21 protein-coding genes and 1 riboswitch are annotated in these 25,074 nt (G+C 66.7%); of the genes, 9 read left to right on the forward strand and 12 right to left on the reverse strand.

The features are described 5' to 3' along the window. Both WCE59_RS04135 and WCE59_RS04140 read left to right on the forward strand, forming a co-directional pair. On the forward strand, window positions 1–846 hold the full coding sequence (locus WCE59_RS04135; RefSeq protein ID WP_343257454.1) for a hypothetical protein: 846 nt from the start codon (window positions 1–3) through the stop codon (window positions 844–846). Then, a complete protein-coding gene (locus WCE59_RS04140) occupies window positions 833–1,693 on the forward strand; it encodes a M15 family metallopeptidase (protein WP_343257455.1) in 861 nt (286 codons plus the stop codon). Before WCE59_RS04135 ends, WCE59_RS04140 begins: the two co-directional genes overlap by 14 nt. Here WCE59_RS04140 and WCE59_RS04145 read toward each other — a convergent pair. From WCE59_RS04145 to WCE59_RS04165, 5 genes are all read right to left on the reverse strand, one after another. Beyond that, window positions 1,674–2,348, reverse strand: a complete 675-nt coding sequence (locus WCE59_RS04145) for a DNA-3-methyladenine glycosylase family protein (RefSeq protein WP_343257456.1) — start codon at window positions 2,346–2,348, stop codon at window positions 1,674–1,676. The genes WCE59_RS04140 and WCE59_RS04145 overlap by 20 nt on opposite strands. Before the next feature lie 5 nt (window positions 2,349–2,353). After that, window positions 2,354–2,731, reverse strand: a complete 378-nt coding sequence (locus WCE59_RS04150) for a DUF423 domain-containing protein (RefSeq protein WP_343257457.1) — start codon at window positions 2,729–2,731, stop codon at window positions 2,354–2,356. Between the two features lie 89 nt (window positions 2,732–2,820). Beyond that, window positions 2,821–3,975: an SRPBCC family protein gene (locus WCE59_RS04155; protein ID WP_343257458.1), complete on the reverse strand. Its 1,155-nt coding sequence runs from the start codon at window positions 3,973–3,975 to the stop codon at window positions 2,821–2,823. 112 nt (window positions 3,976–4,087) lie between these two features. After that, entirely contained in the window at window positions 4,088–4,729 is a 642-nt protein-coding gene (locus WCE59_RS04160) for a response regulator transcription factor (protein ID WP_343257676.1), read from the reverse strand. Between the two features lie 20 nt (window positions 4,730–4,749). Further along, a complete protein-coding gene (locus tag WCE59_RS04165) occupies window positions 4,750–5,964 on the reverse strand; it encodes a sensor histidine kinase (RefSeq protein WP_343257459.1) in 1,215 nt (404 codons plus the stop codon). A gap of 211 nt (window positions 5,965–6,175) precedes the next feature. Here WCE59_RS04165 and WCE59_RS04170 point away from each other — a divergent pair, with 211 nt between their 5' ends. The 6 genes from WCE59_RS04170 to WCE59_RS04195 all read left to right on the forward strand — a co-directional run bounded on the left by WCE59_RS04170 (window position 6,176) and on the right by WCE59_RS04195 (window position 11,245). Then, window positions 6,176–6,775 (forward strand): GNAT family N-acetyltransferase, encoded by a 600-nt coding sequence (locus WCE59_RS04170; RefSeq protein ID WP_343257460.1) that lies wholly within the window; start codon window positions 6,176–6,178, stop codon window positions 6,773–6,775. Window positions 6,776–6,777: 2 nt separating this feature from the next. Beyond that, on the forward strand, window positions 6,778–7,533 hold the full coding sequence (gene minC / locus WCE59_RS04175) for a septum site-determining protein MinC (RefSeq protein ID WP_343257677.1): 756 nt from the start codon (window positions 6,778–6,780) through the stop codon (window positions 7,531–7,533). A gap of 87 nt (window positions 7,534–7,620) precedes the next feature. Then, window positions 7,621–8,430 (forward strand): septum site-determining protein MinD, encoded by an 810-nt coding sequence (gene minD, locus WCE59_RS04180; protein ID WP_343257461.1) that lies wholly within the window; start codon window positions 7,621–7,623, stop codon window positions 8,428–8,430. A gap of 4 nt (window positions 8,431–8,434) precedes the next feature. Then, window positions 8,435–8,698 carry a cell division topological specificity factor MinE gene (minE, locus tag WCE59_RS04185; RefSeq protein WP_343257462.1) on the forward strand — a complete coding sequence of 88 codons (264 nt, stop codon included), beginning with the start codon at window positions 8,435–8,437 and terminating at the stop codon, window positions 8,696–8,698. A gap of 20 nt (window positions 8,699–8,718) precedes the next feature. After that, entirely contained in the window at window positions 8,719–9,267 is a 549-nt protein-coding gene (locus WCE59_RS04190; protein ID WP_343257463.1) for a hypothetical protein, read from the forward strand. Window positions 9,268–9,313: 46 nt separating this feature from the next. Then, the gene (locus tag WCE59_RS04195; RefSeq protein ID WP_343257464.1) at window positions 9,314–11,245 is read left to right on the forward strand and encodes a M2 family metallopeptidase; all 1,932 of its coding nucleotides are present in this window, start codon (window positions 9,314–9,316) and stop codon (window positions 11,243–11,245) included. 28 nt (window positions 11,246–11,273) lie between these two features. Here the strand turns inward: WCE59_RS04195 and WCE59_RS04200 are convergent, their stop codons facing one another. The 5 genes from WCE59_RS04200 to WCE59_RS04220 all read right to left on the reverse strand — a co-directional run bounded on the left by WCE59_RS04200 (window position 11,274) and on the right by WCE59_RS04220 (window position 17,155). Continuing rightward, window positions 11,274–13,013: a TonB family protein gene (locus WCE59_RS04200; RefSeq protein WP_343257465.1), complete on the reverse strand. Its 1,740-nt coding sequence runs from the start codon at window positions 13,011–13,013 to the stop codon at window positions 11,274–11,276. Further along, window positions 13,010–14,425: a hypothetical protein gene (locus tag WCE59_RS04205; RefSeq protein WP_343257466.1), complete on the reverse strand. Its 1,416-nt coding sequence runs from the start codon at window positions 14,423–14,425 to the stop codon at window positions 13,010–13,012. Before WCE59_RS04205 ends, WCE59_RS04200 begins: the two co-directional genes overlap by 4 nt. A 10-nt stretch (window positions 14,426–14,435) precedes the next feature. After that, on the reverse strand, window positions 14,436–15,182 hold the full coding sequence (locus WCE59_RS04210; protein ID WP_343257467.1) for a PP2C family serine/threonine-protein phosphatase: 747 nt from the start codon (window positions 15,180–15,182) through the stop codon (window positions 14,436–14,438). Between the two features lies 1 nt (window position 15,183). Further along, window positions 15,184–15,864 (reverse strand): vWA domain-containing protein, encoded by a 681-nt coding sequence (locus WCE59_RS04215; RefSeq protein WP_343257468.1) that lies wholly within the window; start codon window positions 15,862–15,864, stop codon window positions 15,184–15,186. Window positions 15,865–15,964: 100 nt separating this feature from the next. Further along, window positions 15,965–17,155 (reverse strand): multidrug effflux MFS transporter, encoded by a 1,191-nt coding sequence (locus WCE59_RS04220; protein ID WP_449284109.1) that lies wholly within the window; start codon window positions 17,153–17,155, stop codon window positions 15,965–15,967. Between the two features lie 365 nt (window positions 17,156–17,520). After that, a riboswitch (glycine riboswitch) is annotated at window positions 17,521–17,623 on the forward strand. A gap of 77 nt (window positions 17,624–17,700) precedes the next feature. Between WCE59_RS04220 and gcvP the strand changes: the two genes are divergently transcribed. Next, window positions 17,701–20,589, forward strand: a complete 2,889-nt coding sequence (gene gcvP, locus WCE59_RS04225) for an aminomethyl-transferring glycine dehydrogenase (RefSeq protein ID WP_343257678.1) — start codon at window positions 17,701–17,703, stop codon at window positions 20,587–20,589. A 146-nt stretch (window positions 20,590–20,735) separates the two neighbouring features. On the opposite strand, the gene WCE59_RS04230 is transcribed toward gcvP, so the two are convergent. Further along, a complete protein-coding gene (locus tag WCE59_RS04230) occupies window positions 20,736–23,870 on the reverse strand; it encodes an efflux RND transporter permease subunit (RefSeq protein WP_343257470.1) in 3,135 nt (1,044 codons plus the stop codon). Continuing rightward, window positions 23,867–25,000: an efflux RND transporter periplasmic adaptor subunit gene (locus WCE59_RS04235; protein ID WP_343257471.1), complete on the reverse strand. Its 1,134-nt coding sequence runs from the start codon at window positions 24,998–25,000 to the stop codon at window positions 23,867–23,869. Before WCE59_RS04235 ends, WCE59_RS04230 begins: the two co-directional genes overlap by 4 nt. Window positions 25,001–25,074 lie beyond the last annotated feature (74 nt).

Here is a 25,074-nt window from a genome sequence, read left to right on the forward strand (position 1 = left end):
ATGGGCAAGACGAAGACTCCTGGAGTCACCTTCCCTCTCGCCCCCACACCTGCCCGGTTCCGCCTGTGGCTGTGGCTGCTGGCCGGCGTGTTACCGGTTGTGGGAGCCGGTTGGCTGTTCATCCATCTGGCGGCCCGCGGCAGCATCACCCCGATCACGGCATTGCTCGGCTTCGTCGCGACGGTGCTGCCCGCGCTGCTCGTCGGCGTGGGGATCAGCCGGCAGGTGCGCCGTCACCGCCTGGTGCTGGGCGCCGGCTGGATCGGCGTGGCCACGGGCGCGCACCGGCGACGGATGCTGCTTTCGGAGCTGGATCTGGATCGTGCGCGGGTACTTGATCTGGATGAACACCTCGAGTTCAAGCCACGGCTGAAAACCAACGGCGCATTCGTGCCGGGGTTCCAGACGGGCTGGTACCGGCTGCGCAACGGCAGCCGTGCACTGGTGGCCCGCGCGGGCGGAAAGAAGATGCTGTGGATCCCGACCACGCATGATTTCGGGCTGCTGCTGCAGCCCCGACAGCCACGCGATCTGCTGCACGCGCTTCGTGATGCGGCCGCAGGAAACGTTGATCCCGTCAGTGCAGTCGATGCCGGGGCCAAGCCGGAGAAAACCTACTGGTTCCCCGCCAAGCAAATGGGCTGGGGCTGGGGCATCCCTTCCGCCTGGCAGGGTTGGGTGGTGCTTGGGCTGTTCATCCTCGGCGTGATGGGCTTGCCGCTGATTGGGCCGGAGGAGTGGGAGCTTCCCGGGATTGGACTGCTGGTGGTCGCGCTGCTGGTGATCTGCTTCCTGAAAGGCGAGCCACCACGCTGGCGCTGGGGATATGAAGATGAGGAATTCTGATCTGCGGCCAGGCCCGCGCCGGCAGCCGGGCAACCTGCTCAACACCGCCGAGGTGGAGGTATGGCCGGGTGGCCTGCTGCAGGCCCGTGCGAACCACGATGCACGTCTGCTGGCCCGTGCCCTGCGGGTGCTGCGGCGCAAGCGCGACGGTCGTTACCTGGCGGCGGCGCTCCCCGACGGATTGGCAGGGCTGCTGCCGGACTGGGACCGCGAACCCGGGATTGACGAAGCCCTGAGCGCGCTGCGCGCCCATCCGGGCCAGCTGCGCCCCGGTGCTGAGCCGATCGCCACCCTGCCCCTGCATCGCTTGCACGAGCGGCTGGATGCCCTGGGAGTGGACGCTGACGGCTACGCCAGTCGTACCGGACTGGAGCTGGTGGCGGAACCGGCCTGGCTGGCCTTCGCCGGGTTTGATCGCTATCGCCGGGCCCTCTGGCTGCAGGTGGAGGCCGCCAACGCCTGGCTGCGCATGCGCGAGGCGGCACGGCGCAACGGCGTGGTGCTGGAGGCGATTTCCGGATACCGCAGCCACGACTACCAGCTTGGCATTTTCGAGCGCAAGCTGGCGCGCGGGCAGGTGGTCGGAGAGATCCTGCAGGTCAACGCGGCGCCGGGCTACAGCGAGCACCATTCCGGGCTGGCGCTGGATATCAGCGCGCCGGGCGAACCCGCCGCGGAGGAATCGTTCGAATCCACCCCGGCCTTTGCCTGGCTGCAGGACAACGCGCCAATGCACGGTTTCCACATGAGCTATCCGCGCGACAACCCGCACGGCATCGTTTACGAGCCCTGGCACTGGTGCTTTGCACCGGCCCGGCGGCCCGCGCCTATTCCTGCGAGCGCTTGACCGGCTCCGCCACCCCGCTGGCCGCGTCGGCGATACGCCACAGGTAGAAGCTGGCGCAGGTGCGCCATGGCCCCCAGCGTTCGCCCCGCTCACGCAGCTGACGCGGGGTCGGCAGGGCGTCCAAACCGTCGATGACCTGTGCCCCTTTGCGTACGCCCAGATCATCGACCGGCAGCACGTCCGGGCGCCCCAGCCGGAACATCAGCATCATCTCCACCGTCCAGCGGCCGATGCCGCGGGTCGGCACCAGCGCCTCGATGATCTGCTCATCGGCCATGTACGACATGCGCCGGGTGCCTGGAATTTCCCCGCCTGCCTCGCGCGCAGCCAGGTCCCGCAATGCAAGCGTCTTGTTGCCGGACACGCCGCAGGCCCGCAGTGCGGCATCGTCTATCCCACCCAGGGTATCGGCATGCAGCCGCGTGCTGCCGATGGCCGCTTCTACGCGGCCCACGATGGTCGCCGCGGCCTTGCCGCTGAGCTGCTGGTAGAGAATGGCGCGGGCCAGTGCATCGACCGGATCAAACGCCTGCTTCCAGCGCCGCTCCGGCTCCAGCGGGCCGATCCTGCGCATCCAGGCCCCGAGTGCGGGGTCAACGCGCATCAGCCGGCGGCGGGCCACCTGCAGATCGAAACCGCGGCTGTAGCGAGCCATGACGCTCAGTCCCGCAGCAGGTCGGCGGCCAGCGTCAGCCAGCCCAGGATCATCAGGCTGCCGCCCAGCGGAGCCGCGGCCGTGGGCCAACCCAGCAGGGCAGCGCCCGCCAGGCTTCCCGAAAACAACAGCATGCCGGCAAACAGCAACAGCAGCGCGCCCAGGCGCAGGCGGCGGGCGGGCAGCGGCGCCAACAGGGCCAGCGCCACGCCGTGGCCGAACGCGAACAGGGCTGCGGTCTGCAACCACGCCTGGGCGGCGCCATCAACGCCGTGGGAGGCGTAGGCCGCCATCGCCACTGCCAGGCCTGCACACAGCGCGCCCAGCGCCGCCAGGATGGAACGCAAACGTCCGGCACCCGGCCGGTCTGTTTCCACAGTCATCATTTTTTCCACCTCGCCAAACGCAACACGCCGCACCCTGGGGGCGCGGCGTGTTGGTCAAACACCATGATGCAGTGCGGCGCTGGCCGTTACTGCTTCACGGTCCAGTAGACCTCGTACTGGCCTTCCGGCGTGAACGAGTCTTCGATACCGGACTTGTACAGCTCGAACGGACGCCCGGTCACCTCATGACCCTGGGTCATTGCCCAGGCGCGGATCGCGTTGCGCACGTTCTCCAGCTCAGCCATGAAGCCGGTGTAATCACCACCTGCCACAACGGTCGGCTCGGTACGCATGTACTCAACCGGCCCCAGCAGGTCGAGATCGGCCAGTTCGCCCTCATCGACCATCGGCTGGTCAGCGGCGACAGCAGCCGCAGCCTCTTCACCGTTGTCTTCTTCGTCGCCATTGTCGTTCGCGGCCGGGCCGCTGCCTGCGCTGCGCACCGGCTGGACCACGTCGAAGTTGTAGGTGTCGCGACCCAGTTCAGTGGTGACGATCCGCATCGGACCGGCTGCTTCCAGGTTGTTGGCATCCATGGTGCGGTTGATCCACTCCATGTTGCTTTCCATGGAACCCTGGATCTCGGCGGTGCGACGCTCGATCGCGCCGGCGCGGACCGCCAGCAGGTTCTCTGCCGGACGCTCGACCACGCGCAGGTTCTCCAGGGTGCTGCCGTCGACCGCGTAGTCCACGTTCGGCACTGCGGAGAGCATGTTGCTCAGCCGGCTCAGGCCCAGGGTCATGCTGTCGCCAACGCTGCGGCTCACGTACAGACCCGCGTAGCGGCCCATCAGGTTCCAGCCGTAGTCGACGCTGTAGGTCTGGGTGATCTGCAGGTTACGGCCGCCGCGACCGGTCGGACGCAGGGCAAAGGTGGTCTGCTTGTTGCTGCCCTGGCGGTCATCCTCGATCGCGATCTTCACCTCGCGGCGCGGCACGGACTCCACGATCGTCCAGCTGCCAGTGCCAACGGTGCGCACATCGGAGCTGTAGGAGATGGTGGCGCCCTCACCCGCGTCGGAGCCGGAGCGTTCCAGGCTCATGCGCGGGTCGTACAGCGCCATGGGATGCCACTCATGGAAGCGGCGGAAACTGTTGATCGTGTCGAACACGATGGTCTGGCGGCGGTTGGTCTCCACCTGCTCGACCAGCGTGCGGTTGGCGGGCAGCAATACGCCTACCACTACGAACAGCACGGCGACGATCACCAGGGAAATCAGAATTTCGAGCAAACGGGTCATTCAGGGTTCTCCACACCTATATCCAGCCGTGCCGGCTCGCAAGCGGGCAATCCTAACAAGTTGAGAGGTCGTGAGCGAGAGCGGGATTGCATATCCGGCGTTTTCAGGGGCATCACACCAGCCCCAGTTCGAACGCCTTCAGGACCGCACGGGTGCGATCGCGGACCCCGAGCTTGCTCAATATGTTTGAAACATGGTTTTTGATGGTGCCCTCGGCCACGCCGAGGGAGTTGGCGATCTCCTTGTTGGAAAATCCGCCCGCCATCAGCCGCAGGATCTCGGTCTCACGGTCGGTGAGCGGATCAGGACGGTCGAGACTGACGAATTCATTGCGCATGTGTTCCAGGCCCGACAGCAGGCGCTGGGTCATCGCCGGCTGTACCAGCGATCCGCCGCCGGCCACGGTGCGGATCGCACCCACCAGCTGCTCCAGGGACACGTCCTTGAGCAGGTAGCCCTTGGCGCCGGCCTTGAGCCCGGCCAGCACCAGCTGGTCGTCGTCGAAAGTGGTGAGGATGATGGTGGGTGGCAGCCGGTTTTCACGCGACAGCAGCTGCAGCGCCTCCAGGCCGGACATCAACGGCATGCGCATGTCCATCAGCACCACGTCGGGCGCCGCCTCTGGAATCACTTCCACGGCCTGCTTGCCATCCGAGGCCTCGGCCACGACTTCAATGCCGTCATCCAGGGCCAGCAGCGAGCGGATGCCCTGCCGGACCAGGGTCTGGTCGTCCACCAGGCAAACTCGGATCATGGGCTTCTCGGTTGCTTTGATCATGTGCTATCCAGTCCCAAAATGGCGGGAGCGCCGGGCGGGTCGACCGGGTCGTCGACCGGCAGCTCCAGGTCAAGCGCGAACCCTTCGCCGGGGGCGGTACGAACCACCATCTTCCCACCGTATGCGGTCAGCCGCTCGCGCATGCCGCGCAGCCCGTTGCCGAACCCTTCCAGGTTGACGCCGCGACCGTCATCCTGCGCCCGCACCCGGATCCAGCCGCCGGCCACGCTGTAGTCCAGCTCCAGCCGCTGCGCCTTGGCGTGGCGCACGGTGTTGGTGATGATTTCCTGGGTGCAGCGCAGCAACACGTGCGAACGCTCGGCGTCATCGATCAGGAACGGCTCGGGCATGCGCATTTCCACCGCCAGCCCGGGCACGTTTTCGGCCAGCGGCCTGAGCGTGGCGCTCATGTCGATGGCGCCATCGTCGCGAATCTGGCTGACCGCCTCACGCACATCGCTCAGCAGCAGCTTGGCCAGGGTATGGGCCTGGCCCACGTGCTCCTGGGCCGCGCCAGAGGTGAGGTGGTTGGCCACTTCCAGGTTCAGGCTGAGCGCGGTCAGGTGATGGCCGAGCAGGTCGTGCAGCTCGCGGGCAATGCGGGTGCGCTCATTCACACGCACGCTTTCAGCCAGCAGGGCGCGGGTGGCGCGCAATTCCGAATTCAGCCGCCGCTGCTCATCCCGGGCCTCGGCCTGCTGCCGGGCCACCAGCGCGGTGGTGAACACAAAGCTTGAAAAACCCATGTAACCGAGCGCCTGCAACACGCCCACCAGCAGCGGGAAGCCGAGCGGGCCGGTATAGATGGGCAGCACCGCCATGTTGCCCATCACCAGCCAGACCACGCCGATCCGCAGCGGCAGCATCCACGGCAGCAGCCCGGCCACCACCATCAGCAGGATGCTGCCCAGCGCGGTGCCGGACAGGTAGCTGACCCCGATGGCGCAGCAGGTCAGCAGCAGCAGGCCGATGTGGTCCCAGATGCCGGGCTTGCGGTCACCCAGCGAGCGGGTGATCCACCAGTAGACCCCGCCAAACAACAGGTACACGACCAGCCAGCGCAGGATCAGCAGCATCCAGCCCCTGTCAATCTCGTCGAGCGGGAGCGACTGCGGATCGATCAGGAAAATGATCAGCCACAGCCCGACCGCAGCCCATGTAAACAGGCCTGCGTAACGAAGCATCCGGCTGTTGCCAATGCGGACCAGCATGTTTTTCCGCGCATCGCTCAAAGTCAGGGCGAAGGGTTATCGAACCACCCCTGTTCGCGCAAGGCCGGAAAGGCATGCCCGCCCCCGCAGCGCGCGGCCACGGACCGCCGGGCGCGTGGGCCGCGTTCGCCGCCCCTGGCTGCCTGTGCGATAATTCGGGCGCTGTAGAGCAGCCGCTTCCCGAGGAGCGGATGTCCCCCGGAGCATGTAAATGTCGACCCTGATCCGCGACGTGTATGAACACGAACTGGATTCCATCCTTGCCCTGAACAACGCTGCCGGACCGGCCATCCTGCCGCTGGACGCCGCGCGCCTGCGCCATTTTTTCGACACCGCGGATTATTTCCGGGTGGCCGAGAATGACGGCAACGTGGCCGGGTTCCTGGTGGGGTTCGGGTCCGGGTCGGGCCATCAGGGCAGCAACTTCGCCTGGTTCGGCGAGCGCCACGCGTCGTTTTTCTATATCGACCGGATCGTGGTGGCCAGCCGCCGCCGCGGTGGTGGCGTGGGCCGGGCCTTCTATGCCGATGTGCAGAGCTTCGCCGAGGCCCGCTGGCCGCTGCTGACCTGTGAGGTGCTGATCGAGCACGACAGTGACTCCGCGCGCCTGTTCCACGGCGCTTTCGGCTTCCAGGAGGAAGGCCAGCATGTGATGCCGGAGACCGGAATCCGCGCCTCGATGCTGGTCAAGAAGATGTGCAGCTACCCCTGGATCCGCGAACGCTACGGCGATCGCCTGCCTGACGTACCGTGGCTGCTGCAGCCGCGCCAACACCGCGGCGGCCCGGCCGAGCGAGCAACTGGAACCTGATGATGGCGAGTGATTTCGAGCCGGCTGGCGAACTGAAGTTCGGCCAGGTCGGTATTGCCAACCTGCGCGTACGCACCCTGGACGTGGAGCGCCTTGGCGCGGAGATGCGTGAGCGGGTGCAGCGCGCGCCAAAAATGTTCGAACGCGCGGCGCTGGTGATCGATTTCGGCGGCCTGCCGGCCATTCCCGATGTCGCCACCGCCCGGACTCTGCTGGACGAACTGCGTGCCGCCGGCGCACTGCCCGTGGCCCTGGCCTGGGGCAGCGGCGACAACGAGGCGCTGGCCGTGCAGCTGCAAATGCCGGTCCTGGCCCGGTTCCGCGCCCAGTACGAGCGCGCTGACGGCTCCACGCCTGCCCCGGCGCAGGCCGCGCCGGCACCCGAGCCTGCCGCGGCGCCCGCTCTGCAGACCCAGGCGACCGCGGGACAGCCGGGCATGATCCTGCCCAACTCGGTGCGTTCGGGCCAGCAGGTGTATGCGGACAACCGCGACCTGACCGTGCTCAATGCGGTCAGCGCTGGCGCGGAAGTGCTGGCCGATGGCTCCATCCATATCTATGGCCCGCTGCGCGGACGGGCACTGGCTGGCGCCCAGGGCAATGCGAAGGCGCGTATTTTCTGCCGCGCCTTCCACGCCGAGCTGGTCGCGGTGGCCGGCCAGTACAAAGTGCTGGACGATATTCCGAAAGAATTGCACGGCAAGGCCGCGCAGGTCTGGCTTGAAGACGAAGAGTTGAAGATCGAGGCGCTTGATTAGCACCCGGTTTCGTGATGCGCTGGTCGCCAGCCGCATCTGCAGCACCCACGACAATAACAACCAACGATCCACACGGAGATCACGACATTGGCCGAAATCATCGTAGTCACCTCAGGCAAGGGCGGCGTGGGCAAGACCACCAGCAGCGCCAGCATCGCCAGCGGCCTGGCCCGGCGCGGCCACAAGACCGCGGTGATCGATTTCGACGTCGGCCTGCGCAACCTCGACCTGATCATGGGTTGTGAGCGCCGGGTGGTGTACGACTTCGTCAACGTGGTCCAGGGCGAAGCGTCGCTCAAGCAGGCCATGATCAAGGACAAGCGCTTTGACAACCTGTACGTGCTGGCCGCATCGCAGACCCGCGACAAGGACGCGCTGACCCGCGAAGGCGTCGAGCGCGTACTCAAGGAGATGAAGGACGACGGTTTTGATTACATCGTCTGCGACTCCCCGGCCGGCATCGAGAAGGGCGCCTTCCTGGCCATGTATTTCGCCGACAAGGCGATCGTGGTGGTCAATCCGGAAGTGTCCTCGGTCCGTGACTCCGACCGCATCATCGGCCTGCTGCAGTCCAAGACCCAGCGCGCCGAAGCCGGCGAGTCGATCGAGGAATTCCTGCTGCTGACCCGCTACAGCCCCAGCCGCGTCGAAACCGGTGAAATGCTCTCCATCACCGACGTGGAAGAGGTGCTTGGACTGAAGACGATCGGGGTGATCCCCGAGTCCAGCGACGTGCTCAACGCTTCCAACAAAGGCGAGCCGGTGATCCTGGACATGGAGTCGGGCGCGGGCCAGGCCTACGACGACGCCGTTGCGCGACTGCTGGGCGAGGACCGGCCGATGCGCTTCACCCAGCTGGAGAAGAAGGGTTTCTTCAGCAAGCTGTTCGGGGGTTGAGCCAATGGGCCTGTTTGATTTCCTGAAAACCAAGAAAAACACCGCTTCGATCGCCAAGGAGCGCCTGCGCATCATCGTTGCGCAGGAGCGCAGCGGGCGCGATGCGCCCGACTACCTGCCGCTGCTGCAGCGCGAGCTGCTGGAAGTGATCCGCAAGTACGTGAGCATCGACGCCGACGCGGTGAAGGTGGACCTGGTGAAGGAAGGCGAGCACGACGTGCTCGATATTTCCGTGGCGCTGCCCGAAGACGGCACCGGCACCGCCTGAACCCAGCAGTTTTTCTGACAATGGGTACTGCACCGCTTCCCGCATCCGTTGGCGCGGCCGATGCCGCATCGGCCGGTCCGGACGTGGTGTGCGTGGGCGATATCGACTTTGCCCATGCTGCCGCCCTGATGGCCCGTTACGGGCTGACCCTGCACCTGGTTGACCCCGGCGCGCCGATTCCCGGCAGCTACTGGGGCGAGCCGGAGGCGGGGATCATTGCCAGCAATGTGTATGTCCGTCCGGACACGCCCGTGCACTCGATGCTGCACGAGGCCTGCCACCTGATCGTGCTGCCTGCCGAACGGCGCGCCCAGGTGCACACCGACGCCACCGACTCGGTGGCTGAAGAAGACGCCACCTGCTACCTGCAGATCCTGCTGGCCGACCACCTGCCCGGTGTGGGCCGCGACCGGCTGATGGCCGACATGGACACCTGGGGCTACAGCTTCCGCTTGGGCAGCACGCGCGCCTGGTTCGAGCGCGACGCCGAGGACGCCCATGCCTGGCTGACTGAGCGGGGCCTGCTGCCCGCTGCAGTGCCACTTGCAGAGCCGACGGCGCTCCCATAGCCTGCCGCTTCCGTCCCACGCGGCCCGGGCCGCCCAGGAAATCACCGTGACCTATCGCCGCCTGCTCTGTATCACCGCCCTGGGCGCCTGCCTGGCCCTGTCCGCCTGCCAGCGCGACTCCGCCCAGTCGTCCCTGCCGGCCGGGGTGCCGGAGGACGAGACCGCCGACCAGTTTGTGAGTCGGGTCAACGATGAAATGCGCGAGATGTATCGCGAGATGACCGCGTCCCAGTGGCTCTCGTCCACCTATATCAACGAAGACAGCCAGCTGTTGGCCGCCAAGGGCAACGAGCGCTGGCTGACCGCGCTCAACGACTGGATCGACCAGGCGCGGCGCTTTGAAGGCCAGGAAATGGCGCCGGAAACCGCGCGCGCAATCAGCCTGCTCAAGCTCGGCACCGCCATGCCGGCCCCGCGTGACCCGGAGCGCCTTGCCGAGCTGACCCGCATCGCCACCCGCATGGAAGGCATGTACGGCGCGGGCGCTTATTGCGCGGAAGGCCGCCCCGAGGACTGCCGCCAGCTGGGCCAGCTGGAAGAAGTGCTGCGCACCAGCCGCGATTACGACGCCCAGTTGGATGCGTGGCAGGGCTGGCACTCGATCGCCAAGCCGATGCGCCAGGACTATGTGCGCTTCGTGGAGCTGGTCAATGAGGGCTCGCGCGACATGGGCTATGCCGACGCCGGCGAGATGTGGCGCTCGGGCTATGACATGAGCCCGGTCGAAATGGCCGCGGAAACAGATCGCCTGTGGAACCAGGTCAAGCCGCTGTATGACCAGCTGCACTGCTATGCGCGCACCCGCCTTGAAGCGCAATATCCCGACCGCGGATCGGTTGATGGGCTGCTGCCCGCGCACCTGATGGGCAACATGTGGCAGCAGGACTGGAGCCACCTGTGGGACATCCTGGCGCCCTACCCCAATGCCGGCAGCCTGGATGTGTCCAGTGCGCTGCAGAAGCAGTACCAGCAGGGTCTGGATGCGCGCATGGCGCGGCAGCCGACCCTGCCGACGCCCGCAGAGCGGGTGGAGATCGAACGCCAGGCGCAGCATGACGTGGCGGTAGGCATGACCCGGCGCGCCGAGGAGTTCTACACCTCGCTGGGGATGCCGGAGCTGCCCGAGCCGTTCTGGGCCAACAGCCAGTTCATCAAGCCGCGCGACCGCGACGTGGTGTGCCACGCCAGCGCCTGGCCGATGGACATGGCTGACGATGTGCGCATCAAGATGTGCATCGAGCCCAACGAGGAAAACTTCACCACGATCTACCACGAGCTGGGCCACATCTATTACTTCCTGGCCTACAAGGACCAGCCGCCGCTGTTCCAGAACGGTGCCCATGACGGCTTCCACGAGGCCATCGGCGACGTGATCGTGCTGTCCATGACTCCCGACTACCTGGCCTCGATTGGCCTGGTGGAAGCGCAGGCGCAGGATCAGGCGGCGCTGATCAACTCGCAGATGCGCATGGCCCTGTCGAAGGTGGCGTTCCTGCCATTCGGGCTGATGATCGACCGCTGGCGCTGGGGCGTGTTCGACGGTTCGATCACCCCGGACAGCTACAACACGGCGTGGTGGGATCTGAAGGCGCGCTACCAGGGCGTGGCGCCGCCGGATGCGCGCGGTGAAGAATTCTTCGATCCGGGCGCGAAGTACCACGTGCCGGGCAACACCCCGTACACCCGTTACTTCCTCTCGCACGTGCTGCAGTTCCAGTTCTACCAGTCGCTGTGCGAGGCCAGCGGCCATGACGGCCCGCTGCACGAGTGCAACTTCAGCGGCAACCAGGCGGCCGGCGAGCGGTTCTGGAACATGCTGGAGCGCGGCGCCGGCCAGACCTGGCAGCAGACCATGCGCGAAATGACCGCCGGCGAGGAAATGGACGGTTCGGCGATCCTGAAATACTTCGCCCCGCTGCAGAGCTGGCTGGAAGCCCAGAACGAAGGCCAGGCCTGCGGCTGGCCGGGCGGCAGCTGAGCCGGCGTCTCCGCCTGGTGGTTCCCGCTCACCTGAGCGAAAACTCGACGGGAACCACCACGTGCAGCTCGCTGACATCCGACGTCGCCTCTCCCGGACGTACATTCCAGTTGCGCGCACCCTCGATGGCAGCACGATCAAGCACGGGGTGCCCGCTGCTTTCGGCCAGCTGGGCCGACCGGATCACACCGTCACCTCCTATCCGGATCTCCAGCAGCACACGTCCTTCCAGGCCCTCACGCACGGCGGAAGCCGGGTAACGCGGCGGAAGCATCCTGATCTGGTGTTGGAGCAGGGAGTGCAGCACCCTGTGCCCTTCTCCACTCCATGGAGGATCGCCCACCCCGGCCCGGCCATCCGGGCCCGGGCTGCCCGGCTGGAAATGGATCGGCACCCGCTTGCGCTCGCCGTCCCCGGCATCACCGGCCAGTTGACTGAAACACCATCTCCGCGCCGTCACAACGGCCGCGCTGTCCAGCGCATAGTCACCACTGGGCTGATCCACCAGCAAACCCGTGACCGTGCCATCAGCAAGAACATCGAAAACCAGCACCACGGTTCCGCCCTCCTGTGAAACGGCCATGGGCAGCACGCGACTGTCCGGGCAGATGCCAGCGGCATCAAAGTCCACATCCGCTTGTGCTCCCCTGACCGGCTCAGGAGGCATCGCCATGGGCATGGACGCCCGCAACGAGGCAGCCCGCAGGCTGCCCTGCTCCAGCGGGTCAGGAGCGGGAAGCACCTGCTCCACGTAGTCCAGCAGGGAGGCGTCGGGCTGCAATTCCTTTTCGGTCAGCACAGCCAGCCAGGCGCGATTGAGCAGGATATGCGTGCGCACCCGGGTGATTGCCGACCTGGCCTGCATGAGCTCCAGCCGATCGGACCATTCATCGGGGAGCTGTCCGTCTTCTGCAGATCCGGGAGCAAGGCGAATGCCGATGGACATCGCACCCATGGCGGCCTCGTCATCCACGTCCACCAGCAGGTAACCGTACGCCAGCCATAGATACCCATCCTCGGGGGTCAACAGCAGCGCGGCCTGGATCTTTTCCATGACATCCACGAGAACCCGCTCCGGTGGACGCGGCAGTCGGCGGATGATCCGTGCATCGACCGGCGTTGAACCGCCTCTCAACCCCACCATCTCCACCCGGGCCTGACCTGCCAGCTGTTCCGCCCGGTCCTGTCGTTCGTCAGGGGTAGCCGGGCCGACGCGCGTGCCTGCGGGCACACTTTCCGACCATTTCGCCATCCATTGCAGCTGTGTATCCACGCGTCCGGTCTGGCGGCGTGCGGCTGCCTGCGCGATCCCATGGATCAAGCCGGGAGCCTGCCGCTCATATTCTTCACGCGAACTCCTGCCCGGAACATCTTCCCTTGCCGCCCCCCGGTTCCGCGCGGACACCGGACCCTGCGCAGACACCGGCGGTTCTACAGAGGTGGCGGCCGACTCCTGGATCCGCTTCGCCGGCGCCACCACCAGCATGATCAGAAGCAGGGCGAGGAAAACGCCGACGGCGCCGGCCAGATAGCGCTCATCGCGATCCTTCACAGCCACGTACAGCAAGGCCAGCACCGCTGGCACGCCTGCCAGCGTCACCCCGCCGCGGAAGCCAAGCAGCCGGCCGCCAGTCTGCCCGGTAACGAACCAGCCCCCCACCCACTCAAGGAGCCAATACGGCAGAAGTGCCGCCTTGCCCACCACGGGCAGCACCATCAACACCAGGCCCAGGCTGACCACCCAGCCCAGGACCGGTGCCACCCTCATGGACGTCTGCTCACGAGCAGGACGGGCAGCAGCACCAGGGCGAAAAACATGGCCAGCAGCAACACAACGCTGTGAAAGAGCAGTTCGACCGTGTGCACCATCTTCTCCCCGAAACCCGGCGCAAGAAGACTCTCAAACGCGTCTGCGGCACCAACGCCCCAGGTGGCAATCCAGCCGAACAGCACCGGCACGATCACCGCAAGCGATATCCGGGCCCCGAACCCGAGCGGCCGCGCCGGAGGGGGCGCCGGGGCGGCTGTCGCCCCCTGCGGGGCCTGCACCACAGTCTGCGGAGACCGCGCTGGCCGATTGGCCCGGACTGATTGCGGGCGGTTTCCCCTGCGCACGCCACCGGCACGCGCAGCGCGCTTGCGCGCGTCCTCAAGCACCGCAGCCCTGGCACAGGCTCCACAGGAGAGTCCGGTGAAATGCTGGTGCCGGGCATCCCGGGCGCAGGCCACCAGGGCCCTACTGTCGCGGCGCGCGTACGCCGACAGCTCCGCTGCCCACTCCCCGGCGGAAGGACGTGACTCCGCCGGCCCTGCGAACGCGCGATCGAACAACGTGCGCAGCGACCCGGGCATCTGCCCATGTCCGCTGACAGCTACCGGCTTGATGTCACCATGCGGCCGTAGGCCATAGCCATACAGGCGTGCCCTGATCCGCCCCGGCAGGTCCGTCGGCAGCCGGGCATTCCGCGTCCGGCCGCTGTACGGATGGATTCCCGAATTGAGCAGCTGGAACACCACGACCGCCAGCGCAAACCGGTCCTGCTGCTCTTCCCTTCCCGGGGTCACGCCGGATCCGTGGAATTCGGGCGCCAGGTAATCAGCGGTGACCTGTCCAGCAGGGAAGCGTTCACCCCGCCCCTGTACGCTGAACCCATCGCAGTCCAGCAGGGCGATGTAGAGCGACTCCCGGTAGAAACGCAGGTTCAGCGGCTTGAGGTCCACGACGTAATGGCCACGCCGATGCAGCGCGGCCAGCGTGACCGCCAGGTTGGCCGCCAGTACCGCCTTGGGCCCAAGCCCCGTGGGCAAGCCTTCCGCCCGTGCCTGGCGCTCCTGCAAGACATGCTCGAGATCGCTGGTGGCGGCGATATCCAGCTTGGGCATCCTGAACCCGACAAAGCGTCCCTGCCTGTCCCGCAGCAAAGCCTCCGGCCATGCGATCTGGACGTGGCGCTTCCCGTTCTCAATCCTGTCCGGCAGATCCGGACACAGCGCAAGCATCGCCTCCAGCTTGCGCTCATATACCTCCAGCCCAACCCCCTGGTGGTACAGCTTGGCCACGCTTTCAGTCGCGTTGTCCAGCTGGAATACGCTGCCGGCCCCGCCACTCTTGATCAGGCGGCCGAGTACCAGCCGGCGACCGGCGTTGTCGAAAACCACGGCTCCCTCGCGCGCCGCCATGAAAGCTCCGTCAGCTGGCCAGGGCAATCAACAGCGTCTTGTCATCGCTGGTGATAGCATCCGTCCTGGGATCTGCCAATGTGGCCTGCAACGCGCGTGCGCCCTGATCTGCATCCACCTGTCGCAGATACCCGAAGACGGGATCGATGAACGGCCGGTACAGACCAGCCCCGCCCTTGTCCATCACGAAACTTTCGGCACCGTCGGACATCAGGGCAATGGCTGACACGTCCCCATGAAACGGGGTCACACGGAGCCGGCTCCACCATTTCTGGTCCGTCACGAACCAGGTTTCGTTGGCGTACTCCCCATTCTCCGGCGGCGAGAGCACTACCGCGCCGTCGCTGTACTCGCAGATGCCCACCCCATCCCCGAGATGGAAAAAACACCCGCCGGACGGCGTGGCCACTGCCCCGACCAGCGTGCAGGCGTAATCACGCAGCTGGCCGTGGCGCCCCACCACCAGGTGCTCCAGGCGCGCGCGCGCCGCGGCCACGGCCTCCGCCAGAATCACGGCCCAGTCCGTATCGTCCCGCACCAGCCGGTCATCACGCAGCCGGGCGCCCAGCGCAGCCACTGTTTGCCGGGCGATCGTGGTTGCCCCTTCGTCGGCGTGCAGGGCGGAACCGGCTCCGTCACAGACCACCGCCACCAGAGAATCTCCTGCCTGGGAGAAAGCAAATGCATCCTGGCAGGGAGTTCCGGAGTCACGGTGCGAACGGCCGGTGGCGGAAGCTGCCACCACCTTCCACGCCATATCAGACGGGAACCGTCGACCAGCTGTCGGTTGCTGGCAACTGGGCTTGGCCACCGGGGGTCGAATGGGACACCACCCGCATGCTGGCGCTCAGCCACTGGAAGAGCTCGCGGAACTGAAGCCCCTGCAGCTGCTTCACCGCACGCGCGCCGTTGTTGCTGAACTCGCCCAGCACTTCGACCTCGGCATTACCGACCGCAATGGGAAAGACCGCCACCTTGCTCGCGGCCTCATCACTTCGGCAACGCTGTGCAGCCGCCTGGAATGCATCGGTAGGCAGGCCGTCGGACATGAGGAACAGCCACGGCCGCGTATAGGCGACACCCGCCTGGCGGAAGCGCGCCTTCTCGTCCTCGATTTCCGTCAGCGCCAGATCCACCGCATGCCCCATCGGCGTGGTGCCGTGGGCCTTGAGCACAGGCGCAGTGAAGTCCATGGCGTCCTGCCAGTCTCCCACCAGCGTGGCTTCGTCCATGCCGCCATAGCTGATGACCAGCACGCGCACGCGCTTGGCGGCAATCACATCATTCTTGAGCTCCTGCTCAAGCAGCTGGAGCCCTTCGTTCAAATGATTGATGGGTTGCCCGCCCATGCTGCCGGAGCAGTCCAGCACAAGCACCAGTGGAGTCCGCTGTTCGGTATTGTCGACCAGTGCAACATCGGGAATCGCGATCGGATCCATCCTTGCCTCCTCATCCTTGGGGTGGCTGGATTCTAACTGCTGGCATGGCACAGGGCAGCACCAACCGACCGCGGCGCCGGCAACGCAACGTCCACCCCGCTTACAGCTGCTCCGTTGGCTCATACGCAGCCGGCTCGGCGGGGATGCTGGGGCGCGTACGGCCGGGCCGGGTCTCCCAGCGCCAGAAAAACCAGCCGATCACCAGGAACGTGGCCGCCAGGCTGGCCAGACCCAGCGCAGTGCCGCTGACCAGCGGAGAAAGCAGGCCGGCGACGATCGCGTTGAGCACCAGGCCGGTAAACGCCTGCAGCGAGGCGGCAGCGCCGCGCTGGGCCGGGAACATGTCCATGATCGCAAGCGTCACGATCGGGAACACCAGGGCGATACCGAACGCGTTGAGCACCAGTGGCAACACCGCCCAGGGCACCGTGGGCACATCCACCACCAGGTAATAGAGCAGATTGGCGGCGATGGCGACCGCGCTGCAGGCAAAGCCGATGTTGGCCAGGGTGACGCCGCGGATACGCCCGGCCGCGCGGCCCGACACCCACGCGCCCACCATCATGCCGCTGATCATGGGGATGAACAGCCAGCCGAACTGGTTCTCGTCCAGCGACAGAATGTCCATTACGAACGCCGGGGCCGAGACGATGAACAGGAACAGCGCGGAAAAGTTGAACGCACCTGCTGCCGCCAGTCGCTGGAAACGCGCGTTGGCAAAGATGGTGATGTAGTCGCGCAGCAGGTTGCGCGGGGCCAGCGAGCGGCGTTCGGCAAGGGGCAGGCTTTCCGGCAGCCAGCGCCAGGTGGCCACCAGCAGCACCACGGAAAAGATCACCAGGAACCAGAAAATCGCCGGCCACCGTGCCCAGCCCAGGATCCAGCCGCCGATAATCGGCGCGATCGCCGGAGCAATGCCGAAGATCATCGATACCTGGCTCAGCAGCCGCTGGGCGTCGTTGCCCTGGAACAGATCACGGATCACCGCGCGGCCGACCACCACACCCACGCCCGCCGACAGGCCCTGCACCGCGCGAAACACCAGCAGCGTGCCCAGCTCATCGGCCATGGCGCAGCCAATCGAGGCCAAGGTGAACACCACCAGCCCGCCCAGGATGACCCGGCGCCGGCCTAGCGCGTCCGACAGCGGTCCGTGCACCACGCTCATCAGCGCATAGGCCACCAGGTACACGCTGATGGTCTGCTGCATGGCCAGCTTGTCGGCGCGCAGGTCCTCTCCCATCTGCAGGAAGGCGGGGAAGATGGTGTCGATGGTGAACGGGCCGAACATGGCCAGCCCGGCCAGCAGCCAGGGCAGCCTCCACCGGCCACGTTCATGGGGAGTGGTCAGGCTCACAAACGCCTCCGGCAACGGTTGTGCAGGCAGGCAAAGGCGGCCGGCGCCGCGCAGCGGCGGGCATGGCGGAGGAATGCAGTCATGGGGGATCAGGGGGACAGCGAGCGCCCAATTCTAACCGCCAAGGCAGCTTCCGGCAGGCACAACTCTGCTTCCTGCTGAATGCGGTTGATCCGCTGCCGGCCAGCGGCAGATCGCGGGCCACGCGGTATAATCGACGGTTCGTGGTGGGAGAAGCCGGCGTTGCCGGCTGCCGAAGGCGCAACGCCCGTAATCGCTCAGGCCAGATACCACCCGGGCAGTAAAACTCTGGAGAGACCGGCCACAGCCGGCGCCGAAGGGGCACGGGGTGCAGCAGCACGCATCCCTCAAACTCTCAGGCAAAAGGACAGAGGGGCACCCCTACCGGTCAGGTTGCGCGCCGGCCGCCTCGCGTGGCCGCGCTGACCCCGGAACGCCCCACCACCCTGCCACGCCGGATGCCTGCCATGTCCCCTGCCAAGCCCTCCCTTCGCGATCTGGAACACCACGACGCCTTCGTTGAACGCCACATCGGCCCCAACGATGCGGAAATCGCCCACATGCTCGAGGTGATCGGTGTCGATTCACTCGAGGGGCTCACCGAAGCCGTGGTGCCCGAATCGATCCGCAACAACGATCTCAACCTGCCCGCCTCGATGACCGAGGAAGAAGCACTGGCGAAGATCCGCGCCGTCGCCGACCGCAACAAGGTATTCCGCAGCTTCATCGGCCAGGGCTATTACGGCACCCACGTGCCACAGGTGATCCTGCGCAACATCCTCGAAAACCCGGCCTGGTACACCGCCTACACCCCCTACCAGGCGGAAATCTCGCAGGGTCGGATGGAAGCACTGATCAACTTCCAGACCATGTGCGCCGACCTGACCGGCATGGACATCGCCAACGCCTCGCTGCTGGACGAAGCCACTGCCGCCGCCGAGGCGATGACCCTGGCCAAGCGCGCCGGGCGCTCGAAGTCGAACGTGTACTACGTGTCCGAGCGGGTGCACCCGCAGACGCTTGAAGTGCTGCGTACCCGCGCCGAAGGCCTGGGGATCGAGCTGCAGGTGGGGCCTGAAGACAAGGCTGCAGAAGCCGACTGCTTCGCGGTGCTGCTGCAGTATCCGGACACCTTCGGCAAGGTCGGCGACTACCGCGCCCTGACCAAGGCCGTGCACGCGCGCGGTGGCCTGGTCACGGTCAGCGTCGACCTGCTGGCCCTGACCCTGATCGCCTCTCCCGGTGACTGGGATGCAGACATCGTAGTGGGCAACACCCAGCGCCTGGGCGTGCCGTTCGGCTTTGGCGGCCCCCATGCGGCCTTCATGGCCTGTCGCGACGCGTACAAGCGCAACATTCCGGGTCGCCTGATCGGCGTGTCGATCGACGCCCAGGGCAACCCCGCCTACCGCCTGACCCTGCAGACCCGCGAGCAGCACATCCGCCGCGAAAAGGCCACCAGCAACATCTGCACCGCGCAGGTACTGCTGGCGGTGATGGCCGGCATGTACGGCGTGTACCACGGCCCGGACGGCCTCAAGCGCATCGCCGGCCGCACCCACCGCCTGACCACGATCCTGGCCGCTGCCCTGCGCAAGGCCGGCGTGACCGTGGGCGATGACTTCTTCGACACCCTGCACATCACCGACGTTGATGCCGCATCGATCCACGCCAAGGCGCGCGCTGCGGGCATCAACCTGCGCGAAATCGATGCGTCGAGCATCGGCATCAGCCTGGACGAAACCACCACCCGCGCCGATGTGATCGAGCTGGCGGGCCTGTTCGGTGCCGGCATCGCTGACATCGACGCGCTGGATACCGAAGCCGGCGACGCCCTGCCGGCCGCGCTGGCGCGCGAGTCGGAGTTCATGCAGCACCCGGTGTTCAACACGCACCACAGCGAGCACGAGCTGCTGCGCTACATGCGCCAGCTTGCAGACAAGGATCTGGCGCTGGACCGCACCATGATCCCGCTGGGCTCGTGCACCATGAAGCTCAACGCCACCGCCGAAATGGTGCCGATCACCTGGCCCGAGTTCGCCAACATCCATCCGCTGGCGCCCGCCGACCAGTCCGAGGGCTACAAGGAGCTGATCGACGGCCTGGAGCAGATGCTGGCCGAGATCACCGGCTACGACGCGGTCAGCTTCCAGCCCAACTCGGGTGCCCAGGGTGAGTTCGCCGGGCTGATGGCGATCCAGGCCTACCACGCCTCGCGCGGCGAATCGCAGCGTGATGTGTGCCTGATCCCCGAATCCGCCCACGGCACCAACCCCGCCTCCGCCCAGATGGCCGGCATGCGCGTTGTGGTGGTGAAGTGCGACGAGAACGGCAACGTCGACGTGGACGACCTGCGCGCGCAGGCCGAGAAGCACACGGACAAGCTGTCCGCCCTGATGATCACCTACCCGTCCACCCACGGCGTGTTCGAGGAAGCCGTGGTGGAGATCTGCGAAATCATCCACGCCAACGGCGGCCAGGTGTACACCGACGGCGCCAACATGAACGCCATGGTCGGCCTGGCCAAGCCGGGCGCATGGGGTTCGGACGTGTCCCACCTCAACCTGCACAAGACGTTCTGCATCCCGCACGGCGGCGGCGGTCCGGGCGTGGGTCCGTGCGCGGTCAAGTCACACCTGGCGCCATTCCTGCCCAAGGCGTTCGGCGCCAGCGGCGAAGCGGAAGGTGGCATGGTCTCGGCGGCGACCTTTGGCTCGGCCAGCATCCTGCCGATCAGCTGGATGTACATCGTGATGATGGGCGCGGACGGTCTGCGCAAGGCCAGCCAGTTGGCCCTGCTCAACGCCAACTACGTGTCCAAGCGCCTGGCCGACCACTACGAGACCCTGTACGCGGGTCGCGGCGGGCTGGTGGCGCACGAGTGCATCCTGGACCTGCGCCCGCTCAAGGATTCCAGCGGCGTCAGCGCCGAGGACGTGACCAAGCGCCTGATCGACTTCGGCTTCCACGCCCCCACCCTGAGCTTCCCGGTGGCCGGTACGCTGATGGTGGAGCCGACCGAGAGCGAGTCGCTGGTTGAGCTGGATCGCTTCATCGACGCCATGATCGAGATCCGCGAAGAAATCCGCGCGGTGGAAGACGGCCGTCTGGACCGCGAAGACAACCCGCTGGTCAATGCGCCGCATACAGCGGCCGTGGTCAGCGCCAGCGAGTGGACCCACAGCTACCCGCGCGAGCTGGCGGCGTTCCCGCTGCGTTCGCTGTACCAGAGCAAGTACTGGCCGCCGGTGGCACGGGTGGACAACGTGCACGGCGACAAGAACGTCATGTGCTCGTGCATCCCGATCGACGCCTACAAGGACGACGAGGAAGCGGCGGAGGCGTAAACCTTCGCAACGCCTTAGGTCGGCCCTACGCGGCCGACGCGAGGGGTGGCTGGGCTCCGGCACGTCGGGGGCGTAGCCCCGACCTACGGCGATCTTGGGGTTGGCGGTCCAGGCGGCGTCGGGGGCTTAGCCCCGACCTGCCGCGATTACGGTCCCGCCCGGTCGCCGGCTGCGTCCTGTCGGGCCTCGTGCTCGCGGGCGAAGCGCTCCAGCTGGCGCGAGGTCCACTGTGGCGTCTTCGTGTAGCGGCCCACGACCGCGTAGGTCGAGGGGATCACGATCAGGGTGAACAGCGTGGCCACCAGCACGCCGGTGAAGATCACCAGGCCGATGGTGATCCGGCTTTCCGCGCCCGGCCCTGACGCCATGATCAGCGGAATCGCCCCGGCCGCGGTCGACAGGCCGGTCATGATGATCGGCCGGAACCGGGTTTCGGCCGCTTCCAGCGCTGCTTCCACCACGTCCTTGCCCTCGTCCCGCAACTGGTTGGCGAACTCCACGATCAGGATGCCGTTCTTGGCCGCCAGCCCGATCAGCACGATCAGCCCGATCTGCGAGTAGATGTTCAGCGACGAACCGGCGATATACAGGCCGAACAGTCCGCCGGCCACCGCCAGCGGCACGGTCAGCATGATCACCAGCGGCTGCAGCAGGCTTTCAAACTGCGCAGCCAGCACCAGGAACACGATCAGCAGCGCCATGCCGAAGGCAAATGCCGCCGCGCGGTTGGCCTCCTGGTATTCCTGCGCACCGCCCAGGAACTGGGTGCGCACCGTCTCGGGCAGGTTCTGCTGCGCATAGCCCTCGAACCACTCCACCGCATCGCCCAGCGAGTAGCCGTCGGCAAGCGTTGCCGACACGCTCACTGAACGGAACCGGTTGACCCGCGTGCGCTCGGACGCTTCGCCGGTCTCGGTCAGACTCACGATGCTCGACAGCGGCACCGCGTCGCCATTGCCGCTGCGCAGGTACAGACCCTCCAGGTCGGTCAGCGAAGCACGCTGCTCGCGCCGGTTCTGCAGCACCACGTAGTAGCTTTCACCGCGGTCGACGTACTCGCCCACCCGCCGGGAGCCCAGATGCGTCTCCAGCGTGCGCGCCACCTGTTCGTCGCTCACGCCCAGGTCCGCGGCGCGGTCCACATCCACGTCCACCACCAGCCGGGGCGACGTGGGCCGGTAGTCGGAGCTGATCTGCACCAGCTGGGGGTTCTCCTGCTGCGCGGCGGCGACCAGCTCGTCGGCGAACATGCCCAGCTCGGCGTAGTCATCGCCGCCGAGCACGAACTGGATGTCCGAGCCCGCACTTTCCCCTGCCAGACTGGAACGCATCGAGGCGAAGGCGCGCAGGCCGGGCACCTGGCCCAGGCGCTCGTTGATCTCGCCGACGATTTCGGGCCCGCCCCGGTCACGATCGCCCCAGGGCGTGAGGGTGCCGAAGACCACCCCGGAGGAATAGCCGGAGCCGCCGAAGCCGGGGATGCGCACGATCACGTTGGCGATCTCGCCCGCGTCCACATACTCCATCAACATCGCCTCGATCCGCTCGGACTGCTCGCGGGTGTAGTCGAAGCCGGCCCCTTCCTGGGCAGTGAACGATGCAAAGAAGCTGCCGCGATCTTCGGTAGGCGTCAGCTCGCCTGGCAGCCGGTTGAAGAAGAACAGCGCACCGAGGATCGCCACCAGCACCAGCGGCAACACCAGCATGGGCCGGCGCAGCACCATCTCCAGCGAGGCGCGGTAGTTGTCCCGTGCAATATCCATTTTCTCGTGCACCCAGCGGCTCAGACCGGTGGTCTTCTGGCTGGGCACAACGATCTTGGACGCCATCATCGGCGACAGCGTCAGCGCCGCGACGCTCGACAGCACCACCGCCCCGGAGATGGTGATCGCCAGTTCCACGAATACCCGGCCAATGACGCCGGGCAGGAAAATCAGCGGCACGAAGACCGCCACCAGCACCGCCGTGGTGGCCACCACGGCGAAGATCACCTGGTTGCCGCCGTTGAGCGCGGCCAGCATCGGCGGCTCGCCCAGGTCCGCGCGCCGCTGGATGTTCTCCAGCACCACGATCGAGTCGTCCACCACCAGGCCCACGCACAGCACCAGCGCCAGCAGGGTCACGATGTTGATCGAGAACCCGAACGCAGCCAGCACCGAAAACACGCCTACCAGGCACACCGGCACCACCACCGCCGGGATCGCCGCTGCCCGCAGCGAGCCCAGGAACAGGTAGATCACCCCCACCACCAGCAGCGCCGCGATCAGCAGCGTGCGCCAGACCTCTTTGAGCGACTCGGAGACAAACACGGTGTTGTCACTGGACAGCAGCAGTTCCATGCCGTCGGGCAGGGTGGCGCGGATCGCCTCCGCCTCGGCGTGGGCGGCACGAGACAGGGCGATGTCGTTGGCCTGGCTCTGGCGCACCAGGCCGATGCCCACCTGCGGCACCGCATTGCCGCGGAACACGTTGCGCGGCTCCAGCGCCGACAGCTCCACCTCGGCCACGTCGCCCAGCCGGATCACGGTGCCGTCGCCAGTGGTCGAGACCGGCAGCCGCTCGAAGTCTTCGGGCGAGTTGTAGCTGCGCTGGATGCGTACCGTGAGGTCGGTTTCCGGCGCCTCCACGAATCCGCCGGGCAGCTCCACGTTGCGGGCACGCAGCGCGCTTTCGATATCGCTGGCGGTCAGCTGCCGGGCGGCCAGCGCGTCGGCATCGAGCCAGACGCGGATCGCATAGCGCAGGTTCCCGCCGGTCAGGACCTGCGACACCCCGTCGATCACCGCGAAGCGGTCGCGCAGGTAGCGCTGGGAGAAGTCGGTGAGCTCCTCGATGCTCATCCGGTCCGATGTCAGCGAATACCAGATGATCGGCCGCGAATCCGCTTCCTGCTTGCGCACATTGGGCGGATTGATTTCCTCCGGCAGACTCTCCTGGGCGCGCGCTACAGCGCCGCGCACATCGTTGGCCGCCGCATCGATGTCACGGCCCAGGGAGAAAGTGATGTCGATGTTCGAGCGCCCGTCCAGACTGGTGGACACGATCTCGTCCAGCCCGGCGATGCCCGACAGCGCGTCCTCGATCACCTGGGTAACGCGGTTCTCCACCACTTCGGCGTTGGCGCCCCGGTAGGTGACGATGACCGACACCACCGGCCGGTCCACATCCGGCAACTCACGCAGCGACAGCGACTGGTAGCCCAGTACGCCAAACAGCACGATCAGCGCGCTGAACACGGCGGCCATCACCGGCCGCCGGACGGAAACCCCGACCAGGCTCACTCCGTCAGCTCCGCCACGGCCTCTCCGGCAGGGCGGTGCTCACTGACCCTTACGATCGCGCCGTCGCGGGTGCGGTGGGTGCCATCGGACACCACCAGCTCACCGGCACGCAGGCCGGCCAGCACTTCGACCTGGCCGTTCGCACGCAGCCCCACATCCACTTCACGGCGCTGCGCGATGTGCGCCGTGCCTTCGCCTTCCGATTGCTCCTGAACCACAAACACATAGGCCTGGTCGGCCTGGCGCATCAGCGCCGATTCCGGGATCGCCGGGCGCTGACGCTGATCGCGGCGCACCTCGACGCTCAGCAGCATGCCGGGCACCAGCCGGTCATCCCCGTTGGGAATCTCGGCCCGCACCGCCACCGAGCGACTGGCCCGGTCGACCTGGTTGTCGATGCTGGTGACCTGGCCGCTGAACACCTCGTCCGGATAGGCCGCCACGCGCGCATTGACCCGCTGCCCCACCTCGACCGTTGACAAGAAGCGCTCGGGCACGGCGAAGTCGACCTTGATCAGAGACACATCATTGAGGGTGGCGATCACCGTGTCGGTGCCGATCCGCTCCCCGGCGGTGATGTTGCGCAGGCCGACCACGCCTGAGAACGGCGCGCGGATCTTGCGGTCCGTCATCCGCGCCTCCACCGCGATCAGCTGGGCCTGGGCGCGCTTGGCATCCGATTCGGCCTCATCACGAAGCTGCGCTGCCACGTAGCCGCTCTCGGCCAGCTCGGCCATGCGGGCATGCCTGCGCTCAGCCTCGACCAGGGTGGTACGCACCTCGTTGCGGGCGGCCGCCTCTTCGGTGTCGACCAGTTCGGCCAGCAGCTGCCCGGACTCCACGAAATCGCCGGAATCAAACAGCACCTGTTTGACGATGTCGGCGACCTTGGAGGTCACCGCCACCGATTCATTGGCGCGGGCGTTGCCGGCCGCGGTGATCACATCGGCGAACTCGGCCTGGGCCACCTGCGCCACAACCACCGGGGTGGCGTCCGCCGGCGCGGCGCTGCCGCCGACCATGCCTGCCACCTCACGCACCAGGACAGCCACGGCCATCGCCGCGAACACAATCGCCACCGCGGCCAGGAAGGTGCCGCGTCGGGCCATGTCCAATGCCCTGCGCTTCATGGAAGCAACTCCAGTATTGCTCGCCGGATGGTTTCGCGGATCGTTCAGCTGATCGTTCAATGGCTGTCCCTGCT

This window comes from Luteimonas qiangzhengi (assembly GCF_039548515.1).
In the GTDB taxonomy this organism is placed as follows: Bacteria; Pseudomonadota; Gammaproteobacteria; order Xanthomonadales; family Xanthomonadaceae; genus Luteimonas.

Coding starts and splice junctions, on each gene's coding strand:
- WCE59_RS04135 (WP_343257454.1), top strand. CDS start 1: ATGGGCAAGACGAAGACTCCTGGAGTCACCTTCCCTCTCGCCCCCACA.
- WCE59_RS04140 (WP_343257455.1), top strand. CDS start 833: ATGAGGAATTCTGATCTGCGGCCAGGCCCGCGCCGGCAGCCGGGCAAC.
- WCE59_RS04145 (WP_343257456.1), bottom strand. CDS start 2,348: ATGGCTCGCTACAGCCGCGGTTTCGATCTGCAGGTGGCCCGCCGCCGG.
- WCE59_RS04150 (WP_343257457.1), bottom strand. CDS start 2,731: ATGACTGTGGAAACAGACCGGCCGGGTGCCGGACGTTTGCGTTCCATC.
- WCE59_RS04155 (WP_343257458.1), bottom strand. CDS start 3,975: ATGACCCGTTTGCTCGAAATTCTGATTTCCCTGGTGATCGTCGCCGTG.
- WCE59_RS04160 (WP_343257676.1), bottom strand. CDS start 4,729: ATGATCCGAGTTTGCCTGGTGGACGACCAGACCCTGGTCCGGCAGGGC.
- WCE59_RS04165 (WP_343257459.1), bottom strand. CDS start 5,964: ATGCTGGTCCGCATTGGCAACAGCCGGATGCTTCGTTACGCAGGCCTG.
- WCE59_RS04170 (WP_343257460.1), top strand. CDS start 6,176: ATGTCGACCCTGATCCGCGACGTGTATGAACACGAACTGGATTCCATC.
- minC (WP_343257677.1), top strand. CDS start 6,778: ATGGCGAGTGATTTCGAGCCGGCTGGCGAACTGAAGTTCGGCCAGGTC.
- minE (WP_343257462.1), top strand. CDS start 8,435: ATGGGCCTGTTTGATTTCCTGAAAACCAAGAAAAACACCGCTTCGATC.
- WCE59_RS04190 (WP_343257463.1), top strand. CDS start 8,719: ATGGGTACTGCACCGCTTCCCGCATCCGTTGGCGCGGCCGATGCCGCA.
- WCE59_RS04200 (WP_343257465.1), bottom strand. CDS start 13,013: ATGAGGGTGGCACCGGTCCTGGGCTGGGTGGTCAGCCTGGGCCTGGTG.
- WCE59_RS04205 (WP_343257466.1), bottom strand. CDS start 14,425: ATGGCGGCGCGCGAGGGAGCCGTGGTTTTCGACAACGCCGGTCGCCGG.
- WCE59_RS04210 (WP_343257467.1), bottom strand. CDS start 15,182: ATGGCGTGGAAGGTGGTGGCAGCTTCCGCCACCGGCCGTTCGCACCGT.
- WCE59_RS04215 (WP_343257468.1), bottom strand. CDS start 15,864: ATGGATCCGATCGCGATTCCCGATGTTGCACTGGTCGACAATACCGAA.
- WCE59_RS04220 (WP_449284109.1), bottom strand. CDS start 17,155: ATGTTCGGCCCGTTCACCATCGACACCATCTTCCCCGCCTTCCTGCAG.
- gcvP (WP_343257678.1), top strand. CDS start 17,701: ATGCCTGCCATGTCCCCTGCCAAGCCCTCCCTTCGCGATCTGGAACAC.
- WCE59_RS04235 (WP_343257471.1), bottom strand. CDS start 25,000: ATGAAGCGCAGGGCATTGGACATGGCCCGACGCGGCACCTTCCTGGCC.